Consider the following 19,685-nt stretch of genomic DNA (forward strand, 5'->3'; position numbering starts at 1 on the left):
GCGGATTTGAAAGAAGAGATCGGCAAGCCGAACGGTCTGGTGCCTCTTGCCTTATTGCGCGTCATGGATCAATTTTACGGGATCGAACATCAAAGTGAGCCGGAGATGCTGTATTCGTTCTGTGCGGAAGGAAAAAGCTCCCCCAAACGAAAAAAGCCATTGCGTATTCTGTACGCAACCTTTCTCCGTTACCCGAATGTCGGAGGACTGGCGAGTTATATCACGTCAATTAAGACGGGTTTTGAGCGCATCGGTCATCAGGCGGATGTCATCTCGCCGCTCCAAATGCCGCCAGCTTTTTTTCAGGAAGATATCCCGCGGGCCGCTGACGAGATCAGAGCGTTTCTTGTTGGCAGATACGGCGCCGCAAACGAAAAGTTTGTGAAGAATCTCAGCTATTTACATGTCTTTCAAAGATTTTTGAAGGAGAAAGACTTAGAACAATATGACCTGTTTCACGCGCAGGATTTATTTGCGGTATTTTTGCTGGGATACCTTAATCAAACGTATCGGCGTCCGCTTTTTTTCACGCCGCACGGACATTTTACGAAAAGCCGGATGAAGTTTCATAAAATCCAAAAGGGTTCAATAGAAGAGGCATATTTCAGTGAAATAGAAAGGCAGGGTATTCGGGCTTCGGATAAAATCATTACAATCAGCGACTCCTTTCACGAGCCCTTGCTGGAGTACGGAGCGAAGGAGGCTCAGCTGACGACTGTTCATACCGGCATTGACATCCGGGATGCACCCGAGCCAAAACGTGCTGAAAAGCTCGTGATTGCGTGCGTTTCCCGTCTGACCGAGCGAAAAGGACATGATGTGCTGCTGGACGCTCTCGCCCGCATCCGGCACCATTTATCCGGAGTGGATATATGGATCATCGGAGACGGAAACATGAGAGGGTTTCTGGAAGAGAAGAGACGGAAACTGGGCCTCTCAAATGTGTTTTTCCTCGGAAAACGACATGATGTGCCGGCGCTTTTGGCTGAATCATCTATATTTGTCCTGCCGACATTGAATGATAATTTCCCCATAGCGATCATCGAAGCGATGTTCTCAGGTCAAGCCATTGTCGCAACTGACTGCGGAGGAATCCCTGAGATGATCCGGCATGAGGACACAGGGCTTATCTGTCAGCCCGGCAACAGCCGCGAACTTGCTGATGCCCTCGTAATGCTGATTACGGATCAGTCTCTCAGGGAACGGCTTGGAAAAGAAGCGCGCTCCTATGCCGTCCGGCATCTGCGTCAGGAACTGATGGTTTCAAAAATAGAAAGGATTTATCAATCATTTTTCTGAATGATACCGGCGCCGCATGGCAGGTGCTTCAAGAGCAAAATAAAGAGGCCGGCGTTTAACTATCCAGCCTCTTTCCGAGCTGTTTTTTCATCTCATACAGAGTCTGCTGACTTTGTCCGCCCGGGCCGCCTGTCATTCCTCGCCGGGCTGAGCTTGTTTTTCCGGTGCTGTATCGGTCAGCTGAGATTTTTGTGCCGTTCTTTTTAATCCATGAGACAAGCTTTGTGTTGCCTGAATTGTTTCCGGATTATAAGAAATAGTTCACTTTTCCTTCGTCAACAAGTTTTTTCAGCTGTGAGACGGTTTTACCGAAATTTTCTTCACGGAAAAAAGAGGCGGAAAGCCATCGCTTCCGCCTCCCGCACATATATATGAGAGAGCGGCCTTTATTTGTGATCGTTCTCTTTTTGGATTTCAGCTAATTTGGCAAGCAGAATGTGCTGAGGCATGTGCATGATTCTCTCAAGCGGCATATTCAGTGATTCTGCGAGCTTTTGCGCCGTTTCGGCGGAAATTTGCAGCGGTTTCATGTGATCACTCCTTCCGTTTCTTTATTGTACTAAAATCAGAAATCTATCGTAAGGGGATATGACAAAGGAATGGAGGTTTGAAAAGCGGGGCTTTATAACAGAATGGGGGAGGTTTTTTATGCAATCGCCATTGATGTTATTACAGCTGAAGCTGGCTGATTATCAGAAAAAAGCCGCAGAACTGCGGACAATTGACGAATTTATCATACTGAAACAGACATTGCAGGACATGATGAAAGTATTCGCCGCCTTTGAAGAATGGGAGCTGTATCAAAAAACGGCCGATCTCATGGCGCAGACGGTGCTGCACATCCGTTTCATCGAATAAGGAAAAGCCCTCGCTCGGGCGAAGGCTTTTCTTAAAAGGACCGTTCTTCTTCAATGTTTTTATGCTGATCATAAATGACAAGCTTAGACGGGCTGTTCTCTTTCGCCGTCTGCTCCGCTTTCTCGATCGCCGCGTCCTTTGATGTATAAAGAGCCGTCGGCGCCACATTTTCCACCTTCACAAACCATCCGTCCGCATCAACACTGGGTGTTACAGCATATGTTTTCATCCTTCTTACCTCCTGGTTTCGGTTTATTTATTTGTTTCCCGGCATTCGGAACGGCAAAACACATAACCCTCTCCTCCAAATACAGGGAAAGTGATATTTTTCTATTCTTTTTCATGAGAAATGGTAAAATGGAGTTTGGATATTTTTTAAGGAGAGGACGGTGCTTAGCATGACAGACCTTCTGAATGATCGGCTGCCGCCGCAAAACATAGAAGCTGAGCAGGCCGTGTTAGGTGCTGTTTTTTTACAGCCGTCTGCGTTGACACTGGCTTCTGAAGTGTTGATTCCGGATGATTTCTACAGAATGTCACATCAAAAAATTTACAATGCCATGCTCGTGCTCGGAGACCGCGGTGAACCGGTTGATTTGGTCACGGTAACGTCAGAGCTTGCGAATACCGATTTGTTAGAAGAGGTGGGAGGCGTCTCTTACCTGACGGACATCGCGAATTCCGTTCCGACAGCGGCTAATATAGAATATTACGCGAAAATCGTTGAGGAAAAATCCATTCTCCGCCGTTTAATCAGAACGGCGACCTCGATCGCTCAAGACGGGTATACGCGCGAGGATGAAGTTGAAGATTTATTAAGCGATGCGGAAAAAACGATTATGGAGGTCGCGCAGCGAAAAAATTCGGGCGCCTTCCAAAATATTAAAGACGTGCTTGTTCAAACATACGACAACATTGAGCAGCTTCACAACCGGAAAGGCGATATTACCGGGATTCCGACCGGCTTTATCGAGCTTGACCGGATGACGGCGGGTTTTCAGCGGAATGATTTGATCATTGTCGCAGCCCGTCCGTCTGTGGGGAAAACGGCGTTTGCCTTAAATATTGCGCAAAACGTGGCTACCAAAACGGATGAGAGCGTCGCGATATTCAGTCTTGAGATGGGTGCCGAGCAGCTTGTCATGCGTATGCTCTGCGCCGAAGGGAATATTAACGCCCAAAATCTCAGAACGGGTAATCTGACGGAAGAAGATTGGGGCAAGCTGACGATGGCGATGGGAAGCCTGTCAAACAGCGGTATCTTTATAGATGACACCCCCGGCATCCGCGTCAGCGAAATCCGTTCAAAATGCCGCCGGCTGAAGCAGGAGAACGGATTGGGCATGATTTTAATTGACTACCTGCAGCTCATTCAGGGAAGCGGCCGTTCGAGCGACAACCGTCAGCAAGAGGTATCGGAAATTTCACGGGCGCTAAAAGCGCTGGCGCGGGAGCTCGAAGTCCCGGTCATCGCCCTGTCTCAGCTCTCCCGGGGTGTTGAGCAGCGGCAGGATAAACGTCCGATGATGTCAGATATCCGTGAGTCGGGAAGTATTGAGCAGGATGCCGACATCGTCGCCTTCCTGTATCGTGATGATTACTATGATAAAGAATCCGAAAACAAAAACATCATCGAAATCATTATCGCCAAACAGCGTAACGGCCCGGTGGGCACCGTCTCACTGGCTTTTGTGAAAGAATACAATAAGTTCGTAAATCTGGAAAGGCGCTTTGATGACGGCGGTGTTCCGGCAGGTGCGTAAAGCCTCAAGCAATGTCTTGAGGCTTTTTTTCATCCGAAAGAATGAGAGAATGCCGTCTGTTCGGCAGTCGATAAAAAGAAAGCGCTTTTATATAATGGCATTAAGGGAGGGATGATGATGACAATTGAATTTCCGCAATTTCAAGCGGCGCAAATCCGGATTGCCCGGCCGACCGGACAGCTCAAAGAAATCATCAGGTTTTATGAAGAAGGCCTCGGATTGAAGAGGGTCGGCAGTTTTTCCGGACATGAGGGCTACAGCGGCGTCATGTTCGGCCTGCCGCATACGCAATATCACTTAGAATTCACCGAAGAAACCGGCTCGTCTCAGCCGGCGCCCGTTCCGCACGGCGACAGCCTGCTTGTCTTTTACATCCCTGATCAGCAGGAGGTCATTCGCATCAGCACGAAATTAAAGCAGATGGGATATGAGGAGAAAGAACCCGAAAACCCGTACTGGGAAGAAAAAGGCGTGACCATCGAAGATCCTGACGGCTGGCGGATCGTCCTGATGAATACAAGCGGAATATAAATGACTGTCTGAAGAACCCGGGATATGGGTTCTTTTTCGTGTTAAAGTATGAAAGTTTCGGGAGTAATAGATAGCAAATGAAAGAGAAAACGCTTTTAATCAGGTTTAAGGCGAACAAATATAGAATAATAAGATTTTAATGTTCGGATTTACGATTGACTTTCTGTTTCGGCACTGATACACTTAATTTGTTTGAATGAGATATCGTTTTGAAAGGTTAACGGAGGTGCACGGATATATGTCTTCAGTAGTCGTAGTAGGTACGCAGTGGGGCGATGAAGGAAAAGGTAAAATTACAGATTTCCTATCAGAAAATGCAGAAGTGATCGCACGTTATCAAGGCGGAAACAATGCAGGACATACCATCAAGTTTGATGGCGTCACGTACAAGCTTCATTTAATCCCATCAGGAATTTTTTATAAAGAAAAAGCGTGTGTCATCGGGAACGGAATGGTTGTTGATCCGAAAGCGCTCGTAACGGAGCTTGCGTATCTTCATGAACGCAATGTGAGCACGGATAACTTGAGAATCAGCAACAGAGCCCACGTCATTCTTCCATACCATCTGAAACTGGATGAAGTAGAGGAAGAACGCAAAGGGGCCAACAAGATCGGCACAACGAAAAAAGGCATCGGACCTGCTTATATGGACAAAGCGGCGCGGATCGGCATCCGGATCGCAGACCTGCTAGATCGTGACGTGTTTGCAGAAAAGCTTGAACGGAACCTTGAAGAGAAAAACCGTCTGCTGGAAAAAATGTATGAAACGGAAGGCTTCAAAATTGAAGATATTCTGGATGAGTATTATGAATACGGCCAGCAGATTAAAAAGTATGTATGCGATACATCCGTCGTTCTGAATGACGCGCTGGATGAAGGCCGCCGCGTTTTATTTGAAGGCGCTCAAGGGGTTATGCTTGATATTGACCAAGGGACATACCCGTTTGTCACTTCATCCAACCCGGTCGCCGGAGGGGTGACGATCGGTTCAGGCGTAGGTCCGACAAAAATCCAGCACGTCGTCGGTGTATCTAAAGCGTACACAACCCGTGTCGGTGACGGTCCTTTCCCGACTGAGCTGAAAGATGAAATCGGAGATCAAATCCGTGAAGTCGGACGCGAATACGGCACAACAACAGGCCGTCCGCGCCGTGTCGGCTGGTTTGACAGCGTTGTTGTCCGCCATGCCCGCCGTGTCAGCGGAATCACAGATCTTTCTCTGAACTCAATCGATGTGCTGACTGGCATTGAAACATTGAAAATCTGTGTCGCTTACCGCTACAAAGGTGAAGTGATTGAAGAATTCCCGGCAAGTCTGAAAGCTCTCGCAGAGTGTGAACCGGTATATGAAGAAATGCCTGGCTGGACGGAAGATATCACAGGCGCAAAAACATTAAGCGATCTTCCTGAAAATGCGCGCCATTATCTGGAACGCGTATCTCAGCTGACAGGTATTCCGCTTTCTATTTTCTCTGTCGGTCCCGATCGTTCACAAACGAACGTCATCCGCAGTGTATACCGCGCTAACTAAGAATTTGCAGCAAACAAGCCTCCGGTCACGGAGGCTTGTTTTTTTATGTAGGAAAAAAATAATAGATTTTTTTCAAAAAAGTAGTTGCCACTTTCGAATGTTCTATGATATTATAAATCTCGTTGTTACGGAACAGCTTCAATAGAGTACTGCAAGAAAGCTTTTGTCTCAATGCTCTATGATACATAATCCGACACATCAAGAGCCATTAGCTCAGTTGGTAGAGCATCTGACTTTTAATCAGAGGGTCGAAGGTTCGAGTCCTTCATGGCTCACCACTTTTTATGGCCCGTTGGTCAAGCGGTTAAGACACCGCCCTTTCACGGCGGTAACACGGGTTCGAATCCCGTACGGGTCATTGATTTACTTTAGCGTTATTGCTAACTCCTTATTTGTCCTCGGAGGACCGCCACGATACGGTTCTCCGGACAAATTACTGTAAGGTCCGGTAGTTCAGTTGGTTAGAATGCCTGCCTGTCACGCAGGAGGTCGCGGGTTCGAGTCCCGTCCGGACCGCCATTTTACTTTACTTTATAGTATAGAAAAGAAACATCTGGCTCGGTAGCTCAGTTGGTAGAGCAACGGACTGAAAATCCGTGTGTCGGCGGTTCGATTCCGTCCCGAGCCACTTACCCAAACGCATCTGCAATAGTAGGTGCGTTTTTTCTTTTGTTATAAAAAAGGGAGAGCCGGCTTTTCAGCCGGCCCAGAAGAAGACGTCAAACACTAGACGGCGTTTTTTTTCTTGAGGTTTCAAAAAAATATTATTTTTTAAAAGAAAATAAAAAACATGACAAAAGGATGGCAGTTCAATACGTTTTTGCGCTGTTCTCTTTAATTTTTTTATCTTTTGACCTGAAACCGTTATAATAGACGGGGAACGTTTTTCACGATACGAATTGTGATCATCATGAAACATCAATAGATGAAATGAAGTCATTCTGGCAGGAGGAAAATCAAGATGATGGATAAGAAAATCCTTGTAGTCGATGATGAAAAACCGATTGCAGATATATTAGAGTTTAATTTAAGAAAAGAAGGCTATGACGTGCATTGTGCGTACGATGGAAACGAAGCCGTGGAAATGGTGGAGGAGCTTCAGCCTGATTTAATTCTTTTAGATATTATGCTTCCGAATAAAGACGGAGTTGAAGTGTGCCGGGAAGTCCGGAAAAAATATGATATGCCGATTATTATGCTGACGGCAAAAGACTCGGAGATTGACAAGGTCATCGGGCTTGAAATCGGAGCGGATGACTATGTCACGAAGCCTTTCAGCACGCGTGAGCTTCTGGCCCGCGTCAAAGCGAACCTGCGCCGCCAGCTTACGGTTGCGCCGGCTGAGGAAGAATCAGCTTCTAATGACATTCATATCGGTTCTCTCGTCATCTTCCCTGACGCTTATGTCGTATCAAAAAGAGAAGAAACGATCGAGCTGACTCATCGTGAGTTTGAATTGCTTCATTACTTAGCCAAACATATCGGACAGGTCATGACCCGTGAGCATCTGCTGCAGACTGTGTGGGGCTATGACTATTTCGGTGACGTGAGAACGGTGGATGTAACAGTGCGCCGTCTCCGTGAGAAAATCGAGGATAATCCGAGCCATCCGAACTGGATCGTCACAAGACGGGGTGTCGGTTATTACTTGAGAAATCCTGAACAGGACTAACCGGCGATGAATAAGGTTGGTTTTTTTCGGTCGATTCAGTTTAAGATCACGCTGATCTATGTGCTTCTCATTATCATCGCCATGCAGATTATCGGCGTGTACTTTGTGAAACAGGTGGAGAATTCTCTTCTCAAGTCCTATGAATTATCGTTAAATCAGCGGATTGACAATCTATCCTATTATATTGAGCAGGAATATAAAGGAGATAATGACAGCACCGTCATTAAAGATGACGTCAAACGGATTTTGAATGATTTTACGAAAAACAATGAAATACGGGAGATTACATTTGTTGATAAAAGCTATGAGGTCGTCGGTTCTTCGAGGCCTTATGGCGAGGAAATAGCGGGGAAACAGACGACTGACCCGATTTTTAAACGGATTTTCTCAACAAAACAGGCCTATTCAAAAAAATATTATGATCCTAAAAGCAAAAACAGAGTGCTGATTTCAGCAAAACCTGTCGTCACAGAGAATCAGGAAGTTGTCGGCGCGATTTATGTCGTGGCCAGTATGGAAGATACCTTTAACCAGATGAAAACCGTCAACTCGATTCTTGCTTCAGGAACAGGCTTAGCCCTTGTTCTGACGGCCCTTCTCGGTATATTTCTCGCCCGCACCATCACCCATCCGCTGTCGGATATGCGGAAGCAGGCGATGGAACTGGCAAAAGGGAATTTCTCCAGAAAGGTGCGGAAATACGGGCATGATGAAATCGGTCAGCTCGCAACGACGTTCAACCATCTGACGAGAGAGCTTGAAGATGCCCAAGCCATGACGGAAGGGGAGAGAAGAAAGCTTTCTTCCGTTATCGCGTATATGACGGACGGTGTCATCGCTACGAATCGCAATGGAGCTATTATTCTTTTAAACAGCCCTGCGCTTGAGCTGCTGAATGTTTCACGTGAAACGGCTTTAGAGATGCCGATTACGTCTTTATTGGGCATAAAAGAGAACTTTACATTTGAGGATTTAGTAGAACAGCAGGATTCAATGCTGCTGGAGATCGAACGTGACGATGAAACGACTGTACTGCGGGTGAATTTTTCCGTTATTCAGAGAGAGCACGGAAAAATCGACGGTTTAATCGCGGTTCTTTATGATGTCACCGAACAGGAAAAACTCGATCGGGAACGCAGAGAGTTCGTTGCCAACGTGTCTCATGAGCTGCGGACACCGCTGACGACCATGCGAAGCTATTTAGAGGCGCTTGCGGAAGGCGCGTGGGAAAACAAAGATATCGCTCCGCGTTTCTTAATGGTGACCCAAAATGAGACTGAGCGCATGATCAGATTGGTGAACGACCTGCTTCAGCTTTCTAAATTCGACAGTAAAGATTATCAGTTTAATCGGGAGTGGATTCATATGATCCGCTTTATGTCACTGATTATCGATCGTTTTGAAATGACGAAAGAACAGCATGTCGAATTTATCCGCGAGCTTCCGGACAGAAATCTGTACGTGGAGATTGATCAGGATAAAGTGACGCAGGTTCTCGATAATATCATTTCTAACGCACTGAAATACTCACCGGAAGGCGGGCATGTCACTTTCTCAGTCGATGTGAACGAGAAAGAAGAGCTGCTTTATATCAGCGTAAAAGATGAAGGTATCGGCATTCCGAAAAAAGATGTGGAAAAAGTCTTTGACCGTTTCTACAGAGTGGATAAAGCGCGCACGAGAAAACTCGGCGGCACCGGGCTCGGCCTTGCGATTGCAAAAGAGATGGTTCAGGCGCACGGCGGAGACATTTGGGCCGACAGTGTAGAAGGCAAAGGAACGAAGATTACATTTACTCTTCCATATAAAGAAGAGCAAGAGGATGATTGGGATGAGGCGTGAAAATATAAAAACAGTCATACTGTCAGTGCTGGTCGTCATTAGTCTTGTTTTAACATGGGGAATTTGGACATTCCAGCCCAATTTTTCAGAAGGCACGGCCTCAACCAAATCGACTGTCCGGGAAAAGCATAAAATTGATAAAACGAGCCAAAAAGTGTCGCAAACGGTAAAACCCCGGGATATGTTTATTCATACAAACGGCTCTCATTATAAAGTGGATGATGAGACGCTCTTTAATGACCTGTGGGCGGATTTGCCGCAATGGGAAGTAAAAGGGATGAAGGATATTTCCGATCAATACGACAAGCTCGGTTTTAAAAATTGGCTTTACGGCAGAAACGGCAATTCGGCAAAGCTCGATCTGCAATTCAATGACACCATTCCGATTGATTTCTTCCAATCGATGTTTAAATGGTCAAATCCGTCAATGGAATACAGCTCATTTGACCATATTGTTATTCCGTTTAATGAGAATAAGACGAATAAGAAGATTTACATGGTCTCATACAGCAAGCAGCTGATTTTGGAAGTGACTGTGGAATCGGCGAATTACCGCAATCTGATGAATGAGCTGTACAGCAAAAAGTCGAGTATGCCGTTATACCACCTCTATTCGGTCGGAAAAAGCAAAGAATTTCTCATGCCGAATGCGCGGTTTAATATGAAGGAAAAAGAATTTATCACTGAAACCATTAAGACGAACCTGTTTAAGCAGACGCTTTTTAATGATCCGAGCACGGTCAGAGAGGACCCGAATTACAATCGGAATGTGCTGACTGACGGAATCAGCCGTCTGGAAATCAATTCGACACAGCGGCAGATTCAATTCCAGCATCGGAACCTGGCACAAAGCGCTTCTTACCAAACGGGTGAGCTGATTAAGAAAAGCTATAAATATTTAGAGGATACGGGAAGCTGGACGGATCATTATCAATTTTTTAATGTGAGTGATAACCAGCAGCTGAGTTTCTACATGTTTAAAGACCAAATGCCTGTGATCAACAGCACGTCTAAGCCTTTCGGATCCGGCCCTGTTTTGACCCTGCAATGGGCCAATGACGAGGTTCTCAGCTACAAGCGGCCGAACTATGTTCTCGGGCCGAATCCGATTAAAACAAAAGACGTAAAAATGATGAACGGCAATGAGGTTGTGTCTCTGCTGGAGCAGCAGGATAAATACGACGTGAACAAAATCGACCAGATCTTCCTGTCCTATCAAATGGTCTCTTCGTCAACGAATGATCTTGTTGAGCTGGAACCCGTCTGGAGTATGAAAATCAACGGGAAGATCGTCCCGATTACGAAAGATCTGCTGGGGAAGGAGGAGGACGATAATGGAGTGGAATAAGACAAAAACGATCTTCATCATTGCCTTCCTCATCCTCGATATTTTTCTCGGCTATCAGTTTTTTGAAAAACGCTCGAGCAGTGAATACGAAGTGATTAAAAATTCAAACGTGGAAAAAGACATGGAGATGGACCATATCACATTCGGCAACCTGTCTTCTGATTCCGCGACGGGCTACCGGCTGACGGCGGGCCAAAAGGTATTTACCGCTGAAGATATTGATGCTTTGAAGGATCAAAAGCCGTTAATGGAGATGCCGGCGGATGATCATAAGGTCACAACGCTGAAAATGAAATTTACCGATCCGGTCGGTTTATCGAAGCAAAAACCGCAGGAGGATGCGGAATCGCTCGTCAGCTCTAAAGTAACCGGCGGTGAAAAATATAAACTGTGGAAAGTCGACAAGGATCAAAAACAGATCATTTTTTACCAGACGTATGACGGACAGTTTATTTATCAGGATTTTGACTCGTCCACGGATGCGATCGGACAGGTGATTCTGCATCTGAACGATAAAAACCAGGTCGTATCTTACGAGCAGACCATGCTGGAGTCATTCAAGCGAATCCAGACGGAGAGCCTGATTCCTGAGCTTGATGCGGTCGAATTATTGTATTCTCAAAATTACTTAAAAGCGAATTGCGCCGTTAAAAGCGTCAAGTTCGGCTATATTGCCCAATACCCGCTGACAAGTACGCAGGTGCTGGCGCCGGTATGGAGAATTACAATTGAAGATAAGTCAAAAGGGACGAAGAAAAAGACACAGCAAACGTACACTGTGAATGCATTGGAAAGCACAGTCATTGATAACAATCAAAATAAATAATGGAGTGAGACACAATGGGCTTGCAATTTAGCGTGCTTGCGAGCGGGAGTACCGGAAACGCGTTTTATCTGGAGACAGAGGAGCACTCTTTTCTGGTGGATGCCGGCCTGAGCGGTAAAGCGATGGACGGGCTGATGGAGAGAATCGGCCGTAAGATAGACGACGTCGACGGCATCTTTGTCACTCACGAGCACAGCGACCATATTAAAGGGCTCGGCGTCATTGCGAGAAAGTACGGTCTACCCGTCTACGCCAATGAAAAGACGTGGAAAGCGATGGAGAATCAGATCGGCAAGCTGGATACCGGACAAAAGTTTTTGTTCCCGATGGAAAGCGTGAAATCTTTCGGCGGGCTTGATGTTGAGTCATTCGGCGTCTCTCATGACGCGGCCGAGCCGATGTTTTACGTTTTCCACTACCAAGGCAGAAAGCTCGCGCTGATGACGGACACCGGATATGTGAGCGACAGAATGAAAGGCATCATCCGTTCGGCCAATGTGTTTGTGTTTGAAAGCAACCATGACGTCGGCATGCTGCAAATGGGCAGATACCCTTGGAGCATTAAGCGGCGGATTTTAAGCGATGTCGGCCACGTCTCGAATGAAGATGCGGCGCTCGCCATGACTGATGTCATCGGCGACGGCACATCGCGCATCTATTTGGCGCATCTGAGCCAAGACAACAATATGAAGGAACTGGCGAGAATGTCCGTGCAGCAGACATTGGCTGCGAAAGGATTTGTCGCCGGGGAAACGTTTCAGTTATTTGATACCGATCCGAAAATTCCGACGCCGCTGTGCGCCGTGTAATTTTTCCAAATGAATCATGATTATTAATCCGCGATCTGACCCACACTATAAGCAAATCGAGTACTCTTGAAAGGATTTGAGATAGGGTGGATTATAATCGCGATGATGAACAGTACGCCTCCGAACAGCCCCGCCGCAGCAAGAGGGGATACTTTCTATCAAGTCTGATCGGCGTCATCGTCGGGGCCGCGCTCATGGCTTTCCTGCTGCCGTACTGGACAGGCGGAGACCATGGAGACAGCAGCAAAAGCACCAGCCGGCGTCTCGGCAGCGAACAGGTGAAAACAGTCAACGTAAATGTCAATGACGCTGTCACGAATATGGTCAGCCGTGTATCGGATTCGGTAGTCGGCGTTCTCAATATCCAAAAGACCGATATTTGGGGAGAGGGCGGCGAAGCGGGAAGCGGGTCGGGCGTCATTTACAAAAAGAACGGAAACACTTCTTATATCGTAACCAATCACCATGTCATTGAAGGTGCGACTGAGATTGAGATCAGCCTGAAGGATGGCTCACGCGTGCCTGCTGAGCTGATCGGGAGCGACCGTCTGATGGATCTCGCGGTACTGAAGGTGAAGTCTGATAAAATCAAATCGGCCGCCCAGTTCGGCAATTCTGATCAAGTCAAAGTCGGAGAACCGGTCATTGCGATCGGAAATCCGCTCGGACTTGAATTTGCGGGATCAGTGACACAGGGGATCATTTCAGGCACGGAAAGAGCGGTGCCCGTTGACTCAAACGGCGACGGACATCCGGATTGGAATGCGGAAGTGCTGCAGACCGACGCTGCGATTAATCCCGGCAACAGCGGCGGCGCTTTGATGGATATTTCGGGCAAGGTGGTCGGCATCAACTCAATGAAGATCGCTGAATCCGCCGTTGAAGGAATCGGCCTGTCCATCCCGTCAAAGCTTGTCATTCCCGTTATTCAGGATTTAGAAAAATACGGAGAAGTCCGACGGCCTTTCCTCGGTATTGAGATGAAATCCTTAACGGATATTGCGAGCTACCATTGGAGCCAGACGCTGAAACTTCCGAAAGGCGTTAAAACCGGGGCGGTCATTATGGGTGTCGACGCGTTTTCACCGGCCGGAAAAGCGGGTTTGAAAAAGCTCGACGTGATTACCGGGTTCGACGGACATAAGGTCAATGACGTTGTGGATCTCCGTGAGCGCCTGTATCGCAAAAAGATCGGCGACCGTGTGAACATCACGTTCTACCGTTCGGGAAAGAAAAAAACAGCGGAAGTCAAACTGACAGAAGCGGATCGATTACAGAAATAAAAAAGCAGCCCGGACATCCGGGCTGTTTTTTATTGATTTATTTGTTAATATTATACTATTGTGAAGCAGGGAGGTGAAACACATGAAAACGGCTGATGTGATCATCGTATTGAATGAAATCGAGGGTGAATGTGAAGGAAGAATTATCTTAGAATGCAGAATTTAAGAAAATGAAACATGACATATTAAACGTCCTTTTTCAGGGGCGCTTTTTTTATGCCTTTTTTCAGAAGCCATAAAAAGAACTGAACGCGGGTCACAACACGTTCAGTTGAAAATGGATATATGTAGAAAAAGGCAGACATGACTTTAGAACTTTGTAATTGAAACAGACTGGTGCTGCTGAATAGCGGCAGATGAAACTGCCGGCAGCTTACTTGCAGATGGTTCCGTTTTGACGTTTACTTTCACCAAATCAGCTTAGCTTCCGTTTTGTTTCAGATAAAAGCGAATAATAGAAGGGGAAGCGAAAAAAATAAACACAGGCTGATACATCTAAGGAGAGACTGCATCATGAATAAGTTGAAAGGCATCAAGCTGCTGAGTGCAGACGGCGAGTCTGCACTCATTGATTCTTTAACGATGGGGCTTCATCACGGAACGGTTCTCGGGGAAGACAATATCGTCGAGACATACATTCGTTCTTTGCGCGAAAAGCTGAAGGACAAAGAACACAAGGTGATTCGCACGGTTCGGGACGGCGGGTACAGGGTGGACCTGGCATGAAACGGCTGTACAGAACCCTGCGGTTCCAGCTCCTGTTCAGGTCACTGGCGATTTTGACCTTGCTGTTATGTTTCATCGGCGGTACACAGTACATGTTTATGAGACGGACGATGTATGAAAATCAGGCGATCAGCATTCAGAGTGATATCAATTCAATGGATCAAAGCGTATGGAGGTCAATCAAAACCCTTGCCCGTTCCGAAACACCGGCTCATCCGAATGTGATTTACCCCGGGGTGACGGTTGCTTTTATCAATCAATCATACAAGATGTCAGTTTTATCAGAAGACCCGCACGCGGGGGCCGCTCCTTCTTTTCCGAAAAACGTGTATCGGGATGCGCTGACAGATACAATGGCGCTTCACTATCAGGTGGCTCACAATAAGGCGGGTGAGGAAATCATCGTCGTGTTTCAGGCGATTTCCGTTGACGGAAGGCAGGCGGGAGTTGTACAGATGAGCACGCTGACCCAGCCTCTAAATGATTCGCTTTTCCGCCAGATCAGCATTTTCGCGGTGCTTTCCTTTGCGGCTTTGGTCATCGGACTGTTTGTTTTTTTGCCGGTGATCCGGCTCACACTCAAGCCGCTGTCCCGTATTGTGCATATGATGGGTGACATTCATGCCGGAAGTCTCGATAAACGGCTGCCGATTGATAGGAAGCAGGCCGAAATTGAGTCATTGGGCATCTCCATCAATCAGATGCTGGAACGGATTGAAACCTCTTTTCAGGCGGAAAAAGAAGCGAAGGAGCGCATTCGGCAGTTTGTATCAGACGCATCACATGAGCTGAGAACGCCGCTTACCTCCATTCACGGCTTTATCGAAATTTTAATGCGCGGAGCGGCGGAAAAGCCGGAGCAGAAAGAAAAAGCGCTTCAAAGCATGTACGCGGAATCCGTCAGGGCGAATAAGCTGATAAAGGATCTTTTGTTTCTCGCGAAGATTGACCGGGAGCCGAGCTTTGAAATGAAAAAAGGCACATTGGGAGACGTCATTTTGGAAATGGAGGCTGAGCTGAAGCTGCTCGCGAGAAACCGGAAACTCGAGTTCTTTGTCGATCAAAAGATAGAAGCCGTTTTTGACAAAGACAAAATGAAGCAGGCCATTCTCAATCTCTTTTACAATGCGGTGCAGCATACGGATGAAGACACAGGTGTCATCACCGTCTCCCTGCAGAAAGACGGGGGAATCATGCTTATGATTGCGGATAACGGAACGGGAATCGCTCCGGAGCATGTGCCTCATGTGTTTGACCGGTTTTACAGGGCGGAAACCTCCCGATCCCGTCAATCCGGCGGCACGGGGCTGGGTCTTGCCATTACAAAAACCATTATCGACAGCCATAACGGAACAATTGAAGTGAAAAGTGAGCAGGGAAAAGGCTCCGTGTTCATCATCCGGCTGCCGGGATAAACCGGGATGCCGGAAGAAATATCACAATTTATATATAAATTCTAAATTTTCAAAAAATAACTTGTCCTTTTCCAATATTGATGATAATATCTAGTTATTGGTAAAGGGGGTGTGTACTGATGAAGATTGAAGAACTTGATCTTGATACAGAAACAGCAAGCTTGGTGCAGCGTTGCTAGTAAAGCCGTGACTCCCCTCATTGGGGAGTTATTATCTTTCAGGGGGTATGTCATGATGTCAACGGACTGTAAGCGCTGGAAGTTTAAAGACAGCGTGCAGGTGCTGACCTACACGGCGCATATTATCATTCAATATCGAAAGGCGATTAAGCTTACGCATACGAGTGAGATCAAAGAGGCGGTTGAACGGCTGATCACCGGCTGTGAAAAACAAGAGCTTTCTGATCTTCTGGGAGAGGAAGCGGGAAACCGGTTTTTCGATGCGTTAATGAAATTGGATGCTTTAATAGAGCCATGGCAAAACGGCCGTGAAGGCTGCATCACTGAAAAGCAGCTGTACCATTTTGAGAAATACAACCAAAACCCCAATCTGATCCAAAACAGGTTAGACGGCAGCAGGGCAGCGATCGTGGGTCTGGGGGGCGTCGGAACGATCATTCTTCAAAACCTTTTGGCGGCGGGCATCCAGCATTTTATTCTCATTGATTTCGATGCCGTATCAGTACATAACCTGAACAGACAATTCGTCTATAATAAATCTTCTGTAGGCAAATTAAAGATCTCAGAATGCAGAGATTATATTGCGGGTATCAATCCCCATGCGGACGCAGCACTTTACCATCAGGAAATGACACAGCCGCAGGACCTGCGTGTGTTAGATCCGTACGAAATTGATATCGTCATAAATGCCGCTGACAAACCCCATAACATTTCTGAATGGGTTTATCAGTATTGTAAGCAGCGGAATATCGCGTTTATGACCGGGGGTGTCGGCAGCTTCAGCGGCCAATGGGGGCCTCTGCTCACGCCTGAATCCTATCAATCCGGCGTCACCTATGAAAAAAGCATGCCGGCCGGACTTCTGAACTGTTACCCCGATGAACCGATCAAAGGTTCTTTAGGAGCGACAAACGGTATTATATCCTCGTTTATGTCTCATGACATTATCACATACCTTGCAGGCGGAAGCCCGAAATCCCTGAATACCCGCATCGGCTTGGACTTTGACGGCCTTCATATTACAGAAACGAAGCTATCTCAAAAGGAAAGCGCTTTATGAAGACGATGCATCGTACGGCGAGAAAACCGGGCGACCCTCTGAAAATAGAAATCGACACAAGCCCGATACGCTTGAACCCATTAGATACGCAGGATTACACAAGCAAGATGATTTGCAGCATTATGTATGAAAGCCTGCAGGACGGCTATAACTGCCGAATCATCCGCAAAGATCCCCGCACCTGTCAGGTGGACATTCACCCGGACTATTTAGGTGACGCCGAGGGTGTGGTTCAAACGATCATCTATCATCTGACAAAAGAAAACCAAAGTCCCCATCTCGGCAGTTTCCTGAACATAAAACAGGCCGTTCCGTATGTAAAAGGCTTCGTCTCTTCCGATCAGCTCGGGGTGAACGTAACGGGCGAAAAATGCTTTGAAGTCACCTTGGACGAGCCGTCTGATGAAATAGAAGCCGTTTTGCAGAGCAGCTTTCTGATTCCGGGAACCGCCGGGGGCGATGTGCCGGAAAACGGCCCGTACCGATTCAAGCGTACGTTTGAGAAAGGGCTGGAATTTGAGCGGAATCCGCAATATAAAATGACGCCCGCGGATCACCGCACGGTTCAGACCATCCAATTTATTTTGAATGATGATCTGGAAAAAAGCATCGGTCTGTACGAAGCGAATCAGACCGATGTGACCTGCCACACCCAGTTTCATCATTCCAACATGAGGTATCGGCAGTATGCTGATTTTAAAGAAAATCATTTGCCGATGTTATTTACCTTCAAGGTAAAGGACGGCATGCTGAGAACTTTCATTCAGCATTATTTTGATAAACAAAAGCTGGCCGGGGATTTGGGGCATATTATCACACCGACTGATTCACTGATCGGTATCTGGGAAAGCGGGCGGATACCGAAGAAAGATCCGCCCCTTTTGACAAAAGAAGAGCCGATCCGAATCGTTTATGCCGATTATTATCCCAACGGAGAGATCATTGAAAGGCTGGCTGAATTGTTTCGGCGGGCCGGAGCGGACGTATCCGTCTCCCGCGTCAGTCATTTCAATGATTATTACCATATGGATAAAAGCGGGTTTGATATTGAGCTCCATTTGTTCCTGCCGGCTTACATGCATGAGCTGAGCTATATCAAATATTTCATCCGCGACATCAGCGATCCGGGGAAGAAAAAAACGATCATTGATGCCATAGGATCTGAAAAAAAGAAGGAACTTTTTGGGTTATTCGAGAATACAACTCATTATTGCCCAATTTGTTTTGGGAAAAGTCTGTATCTGCAAGATCCATGTATAGAGGGTTTTAGTGTAAAGACTGACGGGCTCCTTTCTGTTCATGATGTTAAATGCAGATAGCTGGAAAGGGGTATTCATTTGCGGAATCGAAATTTGCTTTACTTCTCCGGTTTTTTCGGAAACTTCTTTTTCGAACGGGGAATTTGGATTTTATATTTAACAAGCATGAATTATTCATTGTTTCTTGTGGGCATCCTGCAATCGGTCCTGAATTTGGCGATGTTTCTGGCGGAAGTGCCGAGCGGCGTCATCTCGGACAGAATCGGGAGAAAAAAATCGCTCTTGCTCGGCCATTTTATGGTCATTGTCTATTTGGTGATGTTCCTGAGCTTCCATAACTTCATCGCCCTCTTCATCGCTCATATTATATACGGTATCGGGCTGACGTTTATATCAGGAACGGATCACGCCTTTTTGTTTGATTCACTGAAAGAACAAGGGAAAGAAAAGTGGTACGGCAAATCCATCGGAAATTATAACGGACTTGTCATACTCGGTCTTGCGATCGCCATGGGCATCGGCGGCTACTTGCAGGAAATATCATGGTCGTATGTGTTTATCGCCGGGGTTGTGACTCAGTTGATTGCGATGGCGGTCATTACACAGCTGACGGAAATCAAATTTGAAAACAGTGAACACGAAACGCAGACGGTCGGGGATATCTTAAAAGAAGTCAAAGATTTCTTCAGGCTGAACAAAGCCTTTAAATATTTGGTGCTGTCACTTTCTGTTTTCTTTGCGATTACATCGGTTTTTTATATGTACGGACAAGATCTGTTAAGTCAGGAAGGGCTGTCCGTGCGCAATATATCCATTATTTTTGCGGGGCTGTCCATCTTGCAGGCGCTGTGCTCCATCTTTTCTTCAAAGCCGGCGGAAAAATTTACGCCGAGGCGCGTGCTTCTGCTGACATTCTGCATCATCGGGGCGGCCTATCTGTTTATACCTTCAGGCAGTCTGTACGTGACGATTGCAGCATTTGTCGTCATCAACGCGCTCTATGATGTGATAGAACCCGTATCCAGTCAGGTGGTGAATAATGAGATTCCGTCCAGAACGAGAGCCACGCTGCTGTCCATTATCAGTTTGATGACCTCGCTCTTCATGTTCATTGCCTTTCCGTTTATCGGATTCTTAACGGACTATTTTGATTCAGCTTTGCTGCTGACCGCAATCGGGGTATTATCCATCTTATTGTCGCTGTTTATGATGCTCAGCTTTTACAAACTGAAAGCGAGCGTCGCCATCCAGAATAAAGTCGAGCTTTGAACCAGAATGACAAAG

The 19,685-nt window shown here is 46.7% G+C and carries 18 protein-coding genes, 4 tRNA genes and 1 pseudogene; 20 read left to right on the forward strand and 3 right to left on the reverse strand.

Going from position 1 to position 19,685, the window contains the following annotated elements; translation table 11 throughout:
- Positions 1 to 6 precede the first annotated feature (6 nt).
- Positions 7 to 1,299 carry a glycosyltransferase family 4 protein gene (locus ACWJJS_RS00330; RefSeq protein WP_229154668.1) on the forward strand — a complete coding sequence of 431 codons (1,293 nt, stop codon included), beginning with the start codon at positions 7 to 9 and terminating at the stop codon, positions 1,297 to 1,299.
- Between the two features lie 55 nt (positions 1,300 to 1,354).
- Here the strand turns inward: ACWJJS_RS00330 and ACWJJS_RS00335 are convergent.
- Positions 1,355 to 1,603, reverse strand: a pseudogene (locus tag ACWJJS_RS00335) (hypothetical protein); the annotation flags it as partial.
- 82 nt (positions 1,604 to 1,685) lie between these two features.
- Positions 1,686 to 1,829, reverse strand: coding sequence for a YycC family protein (locus ACWJJS_RS00340; protein WP_014306172.1), 144 nt, complete (start codon positions 1,827 to 1,829; stop codon positions 1,686 to 1,688).
- A gap of 118 nt (positions 1,830 to 1,947) precedes the next feature.
- Here ACWJJS_RS00340 and ACWJJS_RS00345 point away from each other — a divergent pair, with 118 nt between their 5' ends.
- Positions 1,948 to 2,157, forward strand: coding sequence for a hypothetical protein (locus tag ACWJJS_RS00345; RefSeq protein WP_014306171.1), 210 nt, complete (start codon positions 1,948 to 1,950; stop codon positions 2,155 to 2,157).
- 31 nt (positions 2,158 to 2,188) lie between these two features.
- On the opposite strand, the gene ACWJJS_RS00350 is transcribed toward ACWJJS_RS00345, so the two are convergent.
- Positions 2,189 to 2,386, reverse strand: coding sequence for a DUF2188 domain-containing protein (locus ACWJJS_RS00350; protein WP_007407900.1), 198 nt, complete (start codon positions 2,384 to 2,386; stop codon positions 2,189 to 2,191).
- A 169-nt stretch (positions 2,387 to 2,555) separates the two neighbouring features.
- Between ACWJJS_RS00350 and dnaB the strand changes: the two genes are divergently transcribed.
- The 18 genes from dnaB to ACWJJS_RS00440 all read left to right on the forward strand — a co-directional run bounded on the left by dnaB (position 2,556) and on the right by ACWJJS_RS00440 (position 19,670).
- Positions 2,556 to 3,920, forward strand: a complete 1,365-nt coding sequence (gene dnaB / locus ACWJJS_RS00355) for a replicative DNA helicase (protein ID WP_004393100.1) — start codon at positions 2,556 to 2,558, stop codon at positions 3,918 to 3,920.
- A 117-nt stretch (positions 3,921 to 4,037) separates the two neighbouring features.
- Complete coding sequence (locus ACWJJS_RS00360) at positions 4,038 to 4,451, forward strand: VOC family protein (RefSeq protein WP_004393101.1); 414 nt, start codon at positions 4,038 to 4,040, stop codon at positions 4,449 to 4,451.
- Between the two features lie 238 nt (positions 4,452 to 4,689).
- The gene (purA, locus tag ACWJJS_RS00365) at positions 4,690 to 5,982 is read left to right on the forward strand and encodes an adenylosuccinate synthase (protein WP_004393102.1); all 1,293 of its coding nucleotides are present in this window, start codon (positions 4,690 to 4,692) and stop codon (positions 5,980 to 5,982) included.
- A gap of 202 nt (positions 5,983 to 6,184) precedes the next feature.
- Positions 6,185 to 6,260: transfer RNA gene (locus ACWJJS_RS00370), tRNA-Lys, on the forward strand.
- Positions 6,261 to 6,268: 8 nt separating this feature from the next.
- Positions 6,269 to 6,340: transfer RNA gene (locus ACWJJS_RS00375), tRNA-Glu, on the forward strand.
- A gap of 84 nt (positions 6,341 to 6,424) precedes the next feature.
- A tRNA-Asp gene (locus ACWJJS_RS00380) sits at positions 6,425 to 6,501 on the forward strand.
- A 36-nt stretch (positions 6,502 to 6,537) separates the two neighbouring features.
- Positions 6,538 to 6,610, forward strand: a tRNA-Phe gene (locus ACWJJS_RS00385).
- Positions 6,611 to 6,946: 336 nt separating this feature from the next.
- Complete coding sequence (gene walR, locus ACWJJS_RS00390; protein ID WP_004393104.1) at positions 6,947 to 7,654, forward strand: cell wall metabolism DNA-binding response regulator WalR; 708 nt, start codon at positions 6,947 to 6,949, stop codon at positions 7,652 to 7,654.
- 6 nt (positions 7,655 to 7,660) lie between these two features.
- Positions 7,661 to 9,496, forward strand: a complete 1,836-nt coding sequence (gene walK / locus ACWJJS_RS00395; protein ID WP_004393106.1) for a cell wall metabolism sensor histidine kinase WalK — start codon at positions 7,661 to 7,663, stop codon at positions 9,494 to 9,496.
- Positions 9,486 to 10,844, forward strand: a complete 1,359-nt coding sequence (gene yycH / locus ACWJJS_RS00400) for a two-component system activity regulator YycH (protein ID WP_004393107.1) — start codon at positions 9,486 to 9,488, stop codon at positions 10,842 to 10,844. The genes walK and yycH overlap by 11 nt, the downstream gene beginning before the upstream one ends.
- Complete coding sequence (locus ACWJJS_RS00405) at positions 10,831 to 11,670, forward strand: two-component system regulatory protein YycI (RefSeq protein ID WP_004393108.1); 840 nt, start codon at positions 10,831 to 10,833, stop codon at positions 11,668 to 11,670. Before yycH ends, ACWJJS_RS00405 begins: the two co-directional genes overlap by 14 nt.
- Positions 11,671 to 11,684: 14 nt before the next feature.
- Positions 11,685 to 12,479 (forward strand): MBL fold metallo-hydrolase, encoded by a 795-nt coding sequence (locus tag ACWJJS_RS00410; protein ID WP_004393110.1) that lies wholly within the window; start codon positions 11,685 to 11,687, stop codon positions 12,477 to 12,479.
- 86 nt (positions 12,480 to 12,565) lie between these two features.
- A complete protein-coding gene (locus ACWJJS_RS00415; protein ID WP_043867591.1) occupies positions 12,566 to 13,762 on the forward strand; it encodes a S1C family serine protease in 1,197 nt (398 codons plus the stop codon).
- 513 nt (positions 13,763 to 14,275) lie between these two features.
- Positions 14,276 to 14,488 (forward strand): winged helix-turn-helix domain-containing protein, encoded by a 213-nt coding sequence (locus ACWJJS_RS00420; RefSeq protein ID WP_043867590.1) that lies wholly within the window; start codon positions 14,276 to 14,278, stop codon positions 14,486 to 14,488.
- Complete coding sequence (locus tag ACWJJS_RS00425) at positions 14,485 to 15,903, forward strand: sensor histidine kinase (RefSeq protein ID WP_454023215.1); 1,419 nt, start codon at positions 14,485 to 14,487, stop codon at positions 15,901 to 15,903. Before ACWJJS_RS00420 ends, ACWJJS_RS00425 begins: the two co-directional genes overlap by 4 nt.
- Before the next feature lie 231 nt (positions 15,904 to 16,134).
- On the forward strand, positions 16,135 to 17,142 hold the full coding sequence (locus tag ACWJJS_RS00430; protein ID WP_077723099.1) for a ThiF family adenylyltransferase: 1,008 nt from the start codon (positions 16,135 to 16,137) through the stop codon (positions 17,140 to 17,142).
- Positions 17,139 to 18,461, forward strand: coding sequence for an ABC transporter substrate-binding protein (locus tag ACWJJS_RS00435; protein ID WP_454023216.1), 1,323 nt, complete (start codon positions 17,139 to 17,141; stop codon positions 18,459 to 18,461). The genes ACWJJS_RS00430 and ACWJJS_RS00435 overlap by 4 nt, the downstream gene beginning before the upstream one ends.
- Positions 18,462 to 18,479: 18 nt before the next feature.
- Positions 18,480 to 19,670, forward strand: coding sequence for an MFS transporter (locus ACWJJS_RS00440; RefSeq protein ID WP_077723097.1), 1,191 nt, complete (start codon positions 18,480 to 18,482; stop codon positions 19,668 to 19,670).
- Positions 19,671 to 19,685: the final 15 nt, after the last annotated feature.

It is taken from the genome of Bacillus sp. JK106 (genome assembly GCF_053663355.1).

Excerpts from the sequence above, each read along its gene's own strand:
- ACWJJS_RS00405 (WP_004393108.1), top strand. The coding sequence starts at position 10,831 with ATGGAGTGGAATAAGACAAAAACGATCTTCATCATTGCCTTCCTCATC.
- purA (WP_004393102.1), top strand. The coding sequence starts at position 4,690 with ATGTCTTCAGTAGTCGTAGTAGGTACGCAGTGGGGCGATGAAGGAAAA.
- yycH (WP_004393107.1), top strand. The coding sequence starts at position 9,486 with ATGAGGCGTGAAAATATAAAAACAGTCATACTGTCAGTGCTGGTCGTC.
- ACWJJS_RS00360 (WP_004393101.1), top strand. The coding sequence starts at position 4,038 with ATGACAATTGAATTTCCGCAATTTCAAGCGGCGCAAATCCGGATTGCC.
- ACWJJS_RS00410 (WP_004393110.1), top strand. The coding sequence starts at position 11,685 with ATGGGCTTGCAATTTAGCGTGCTTGCGAGCGGGAGTACCGGAAACGCG.
- ACWJJS_RS00340 (WP_014306172.1), bottom strand. The coding sequence starts at position 1,829 with ATGAAACCGCTGCAAATTTCCGCCGAAACGGCGCAAAAGCTCGCAGAA.
- ACWJJS_RS00420 (WP_043867590.1), top strand. The coding sequence starts at position 14,276 with ATGAATAAGTTGAAAGGCATCAAGCTGCTGAGTGCAGACGGCGAGTCT.
- ACWJJS_RS00345 (WP_014306171.1), top strand. The coding sequence starts at position 1,948 with ATGCAATCGCCATTGATGTTATTACAGCTGAAGCTGGCTGATTATCAG.
- ACWJJS_RS00350 (WP_007407900.1), bottom strand. The coding sequence starts at position 2,386 with ATGAAAACATATGCTGTAACACCCAGTGTTGATGCGGACGGATGGTTT.
- walK (WP_004393106.1), top strand. The coding sequence starts at position 7,661 with ATGAATAAGGTTGGTTTTTTTCGGTCGATTCAGTTTAAGATCACGCTG.
- ACWJJS_RS00430 (WP_077723099.1), top strand. The coding sequence starts at position 16,135 with ATGATGTCAACGGACTGTAAGCGCTGGAAGTTTAAAGACAGCGTGCAG.
- dnaB (WP_004393100.1), top strand. The coding sequence starts at position 2,556 with ATGACAGACCTTCTGAATGATCGGCTGCCGCCGCAAAACATAGAAGCT.
- ACWJJS_RS00435 (WP_454023216.1), top strand. The coding sequence starts at position 17,139 with ATGAAGACGATGCATCGTACGGCGAGAAAACCGGGCGACCCTCTGAAA.
- walR (WP_004393104.1), top strand. The coding sequence starts at position 6,947 with ATGGATAAGAAAATCCTTGTAGTCGATGATGAAAAACCGATTGCAGAT.
- ACWJJS_RS00425 (WP_454023215.1), top strand. The coding sequence starts at position 14,485 with ATGAAACGGCTGTACAGAACCCTGCGGTTCCAGCTCCTGTTCAGGTCA.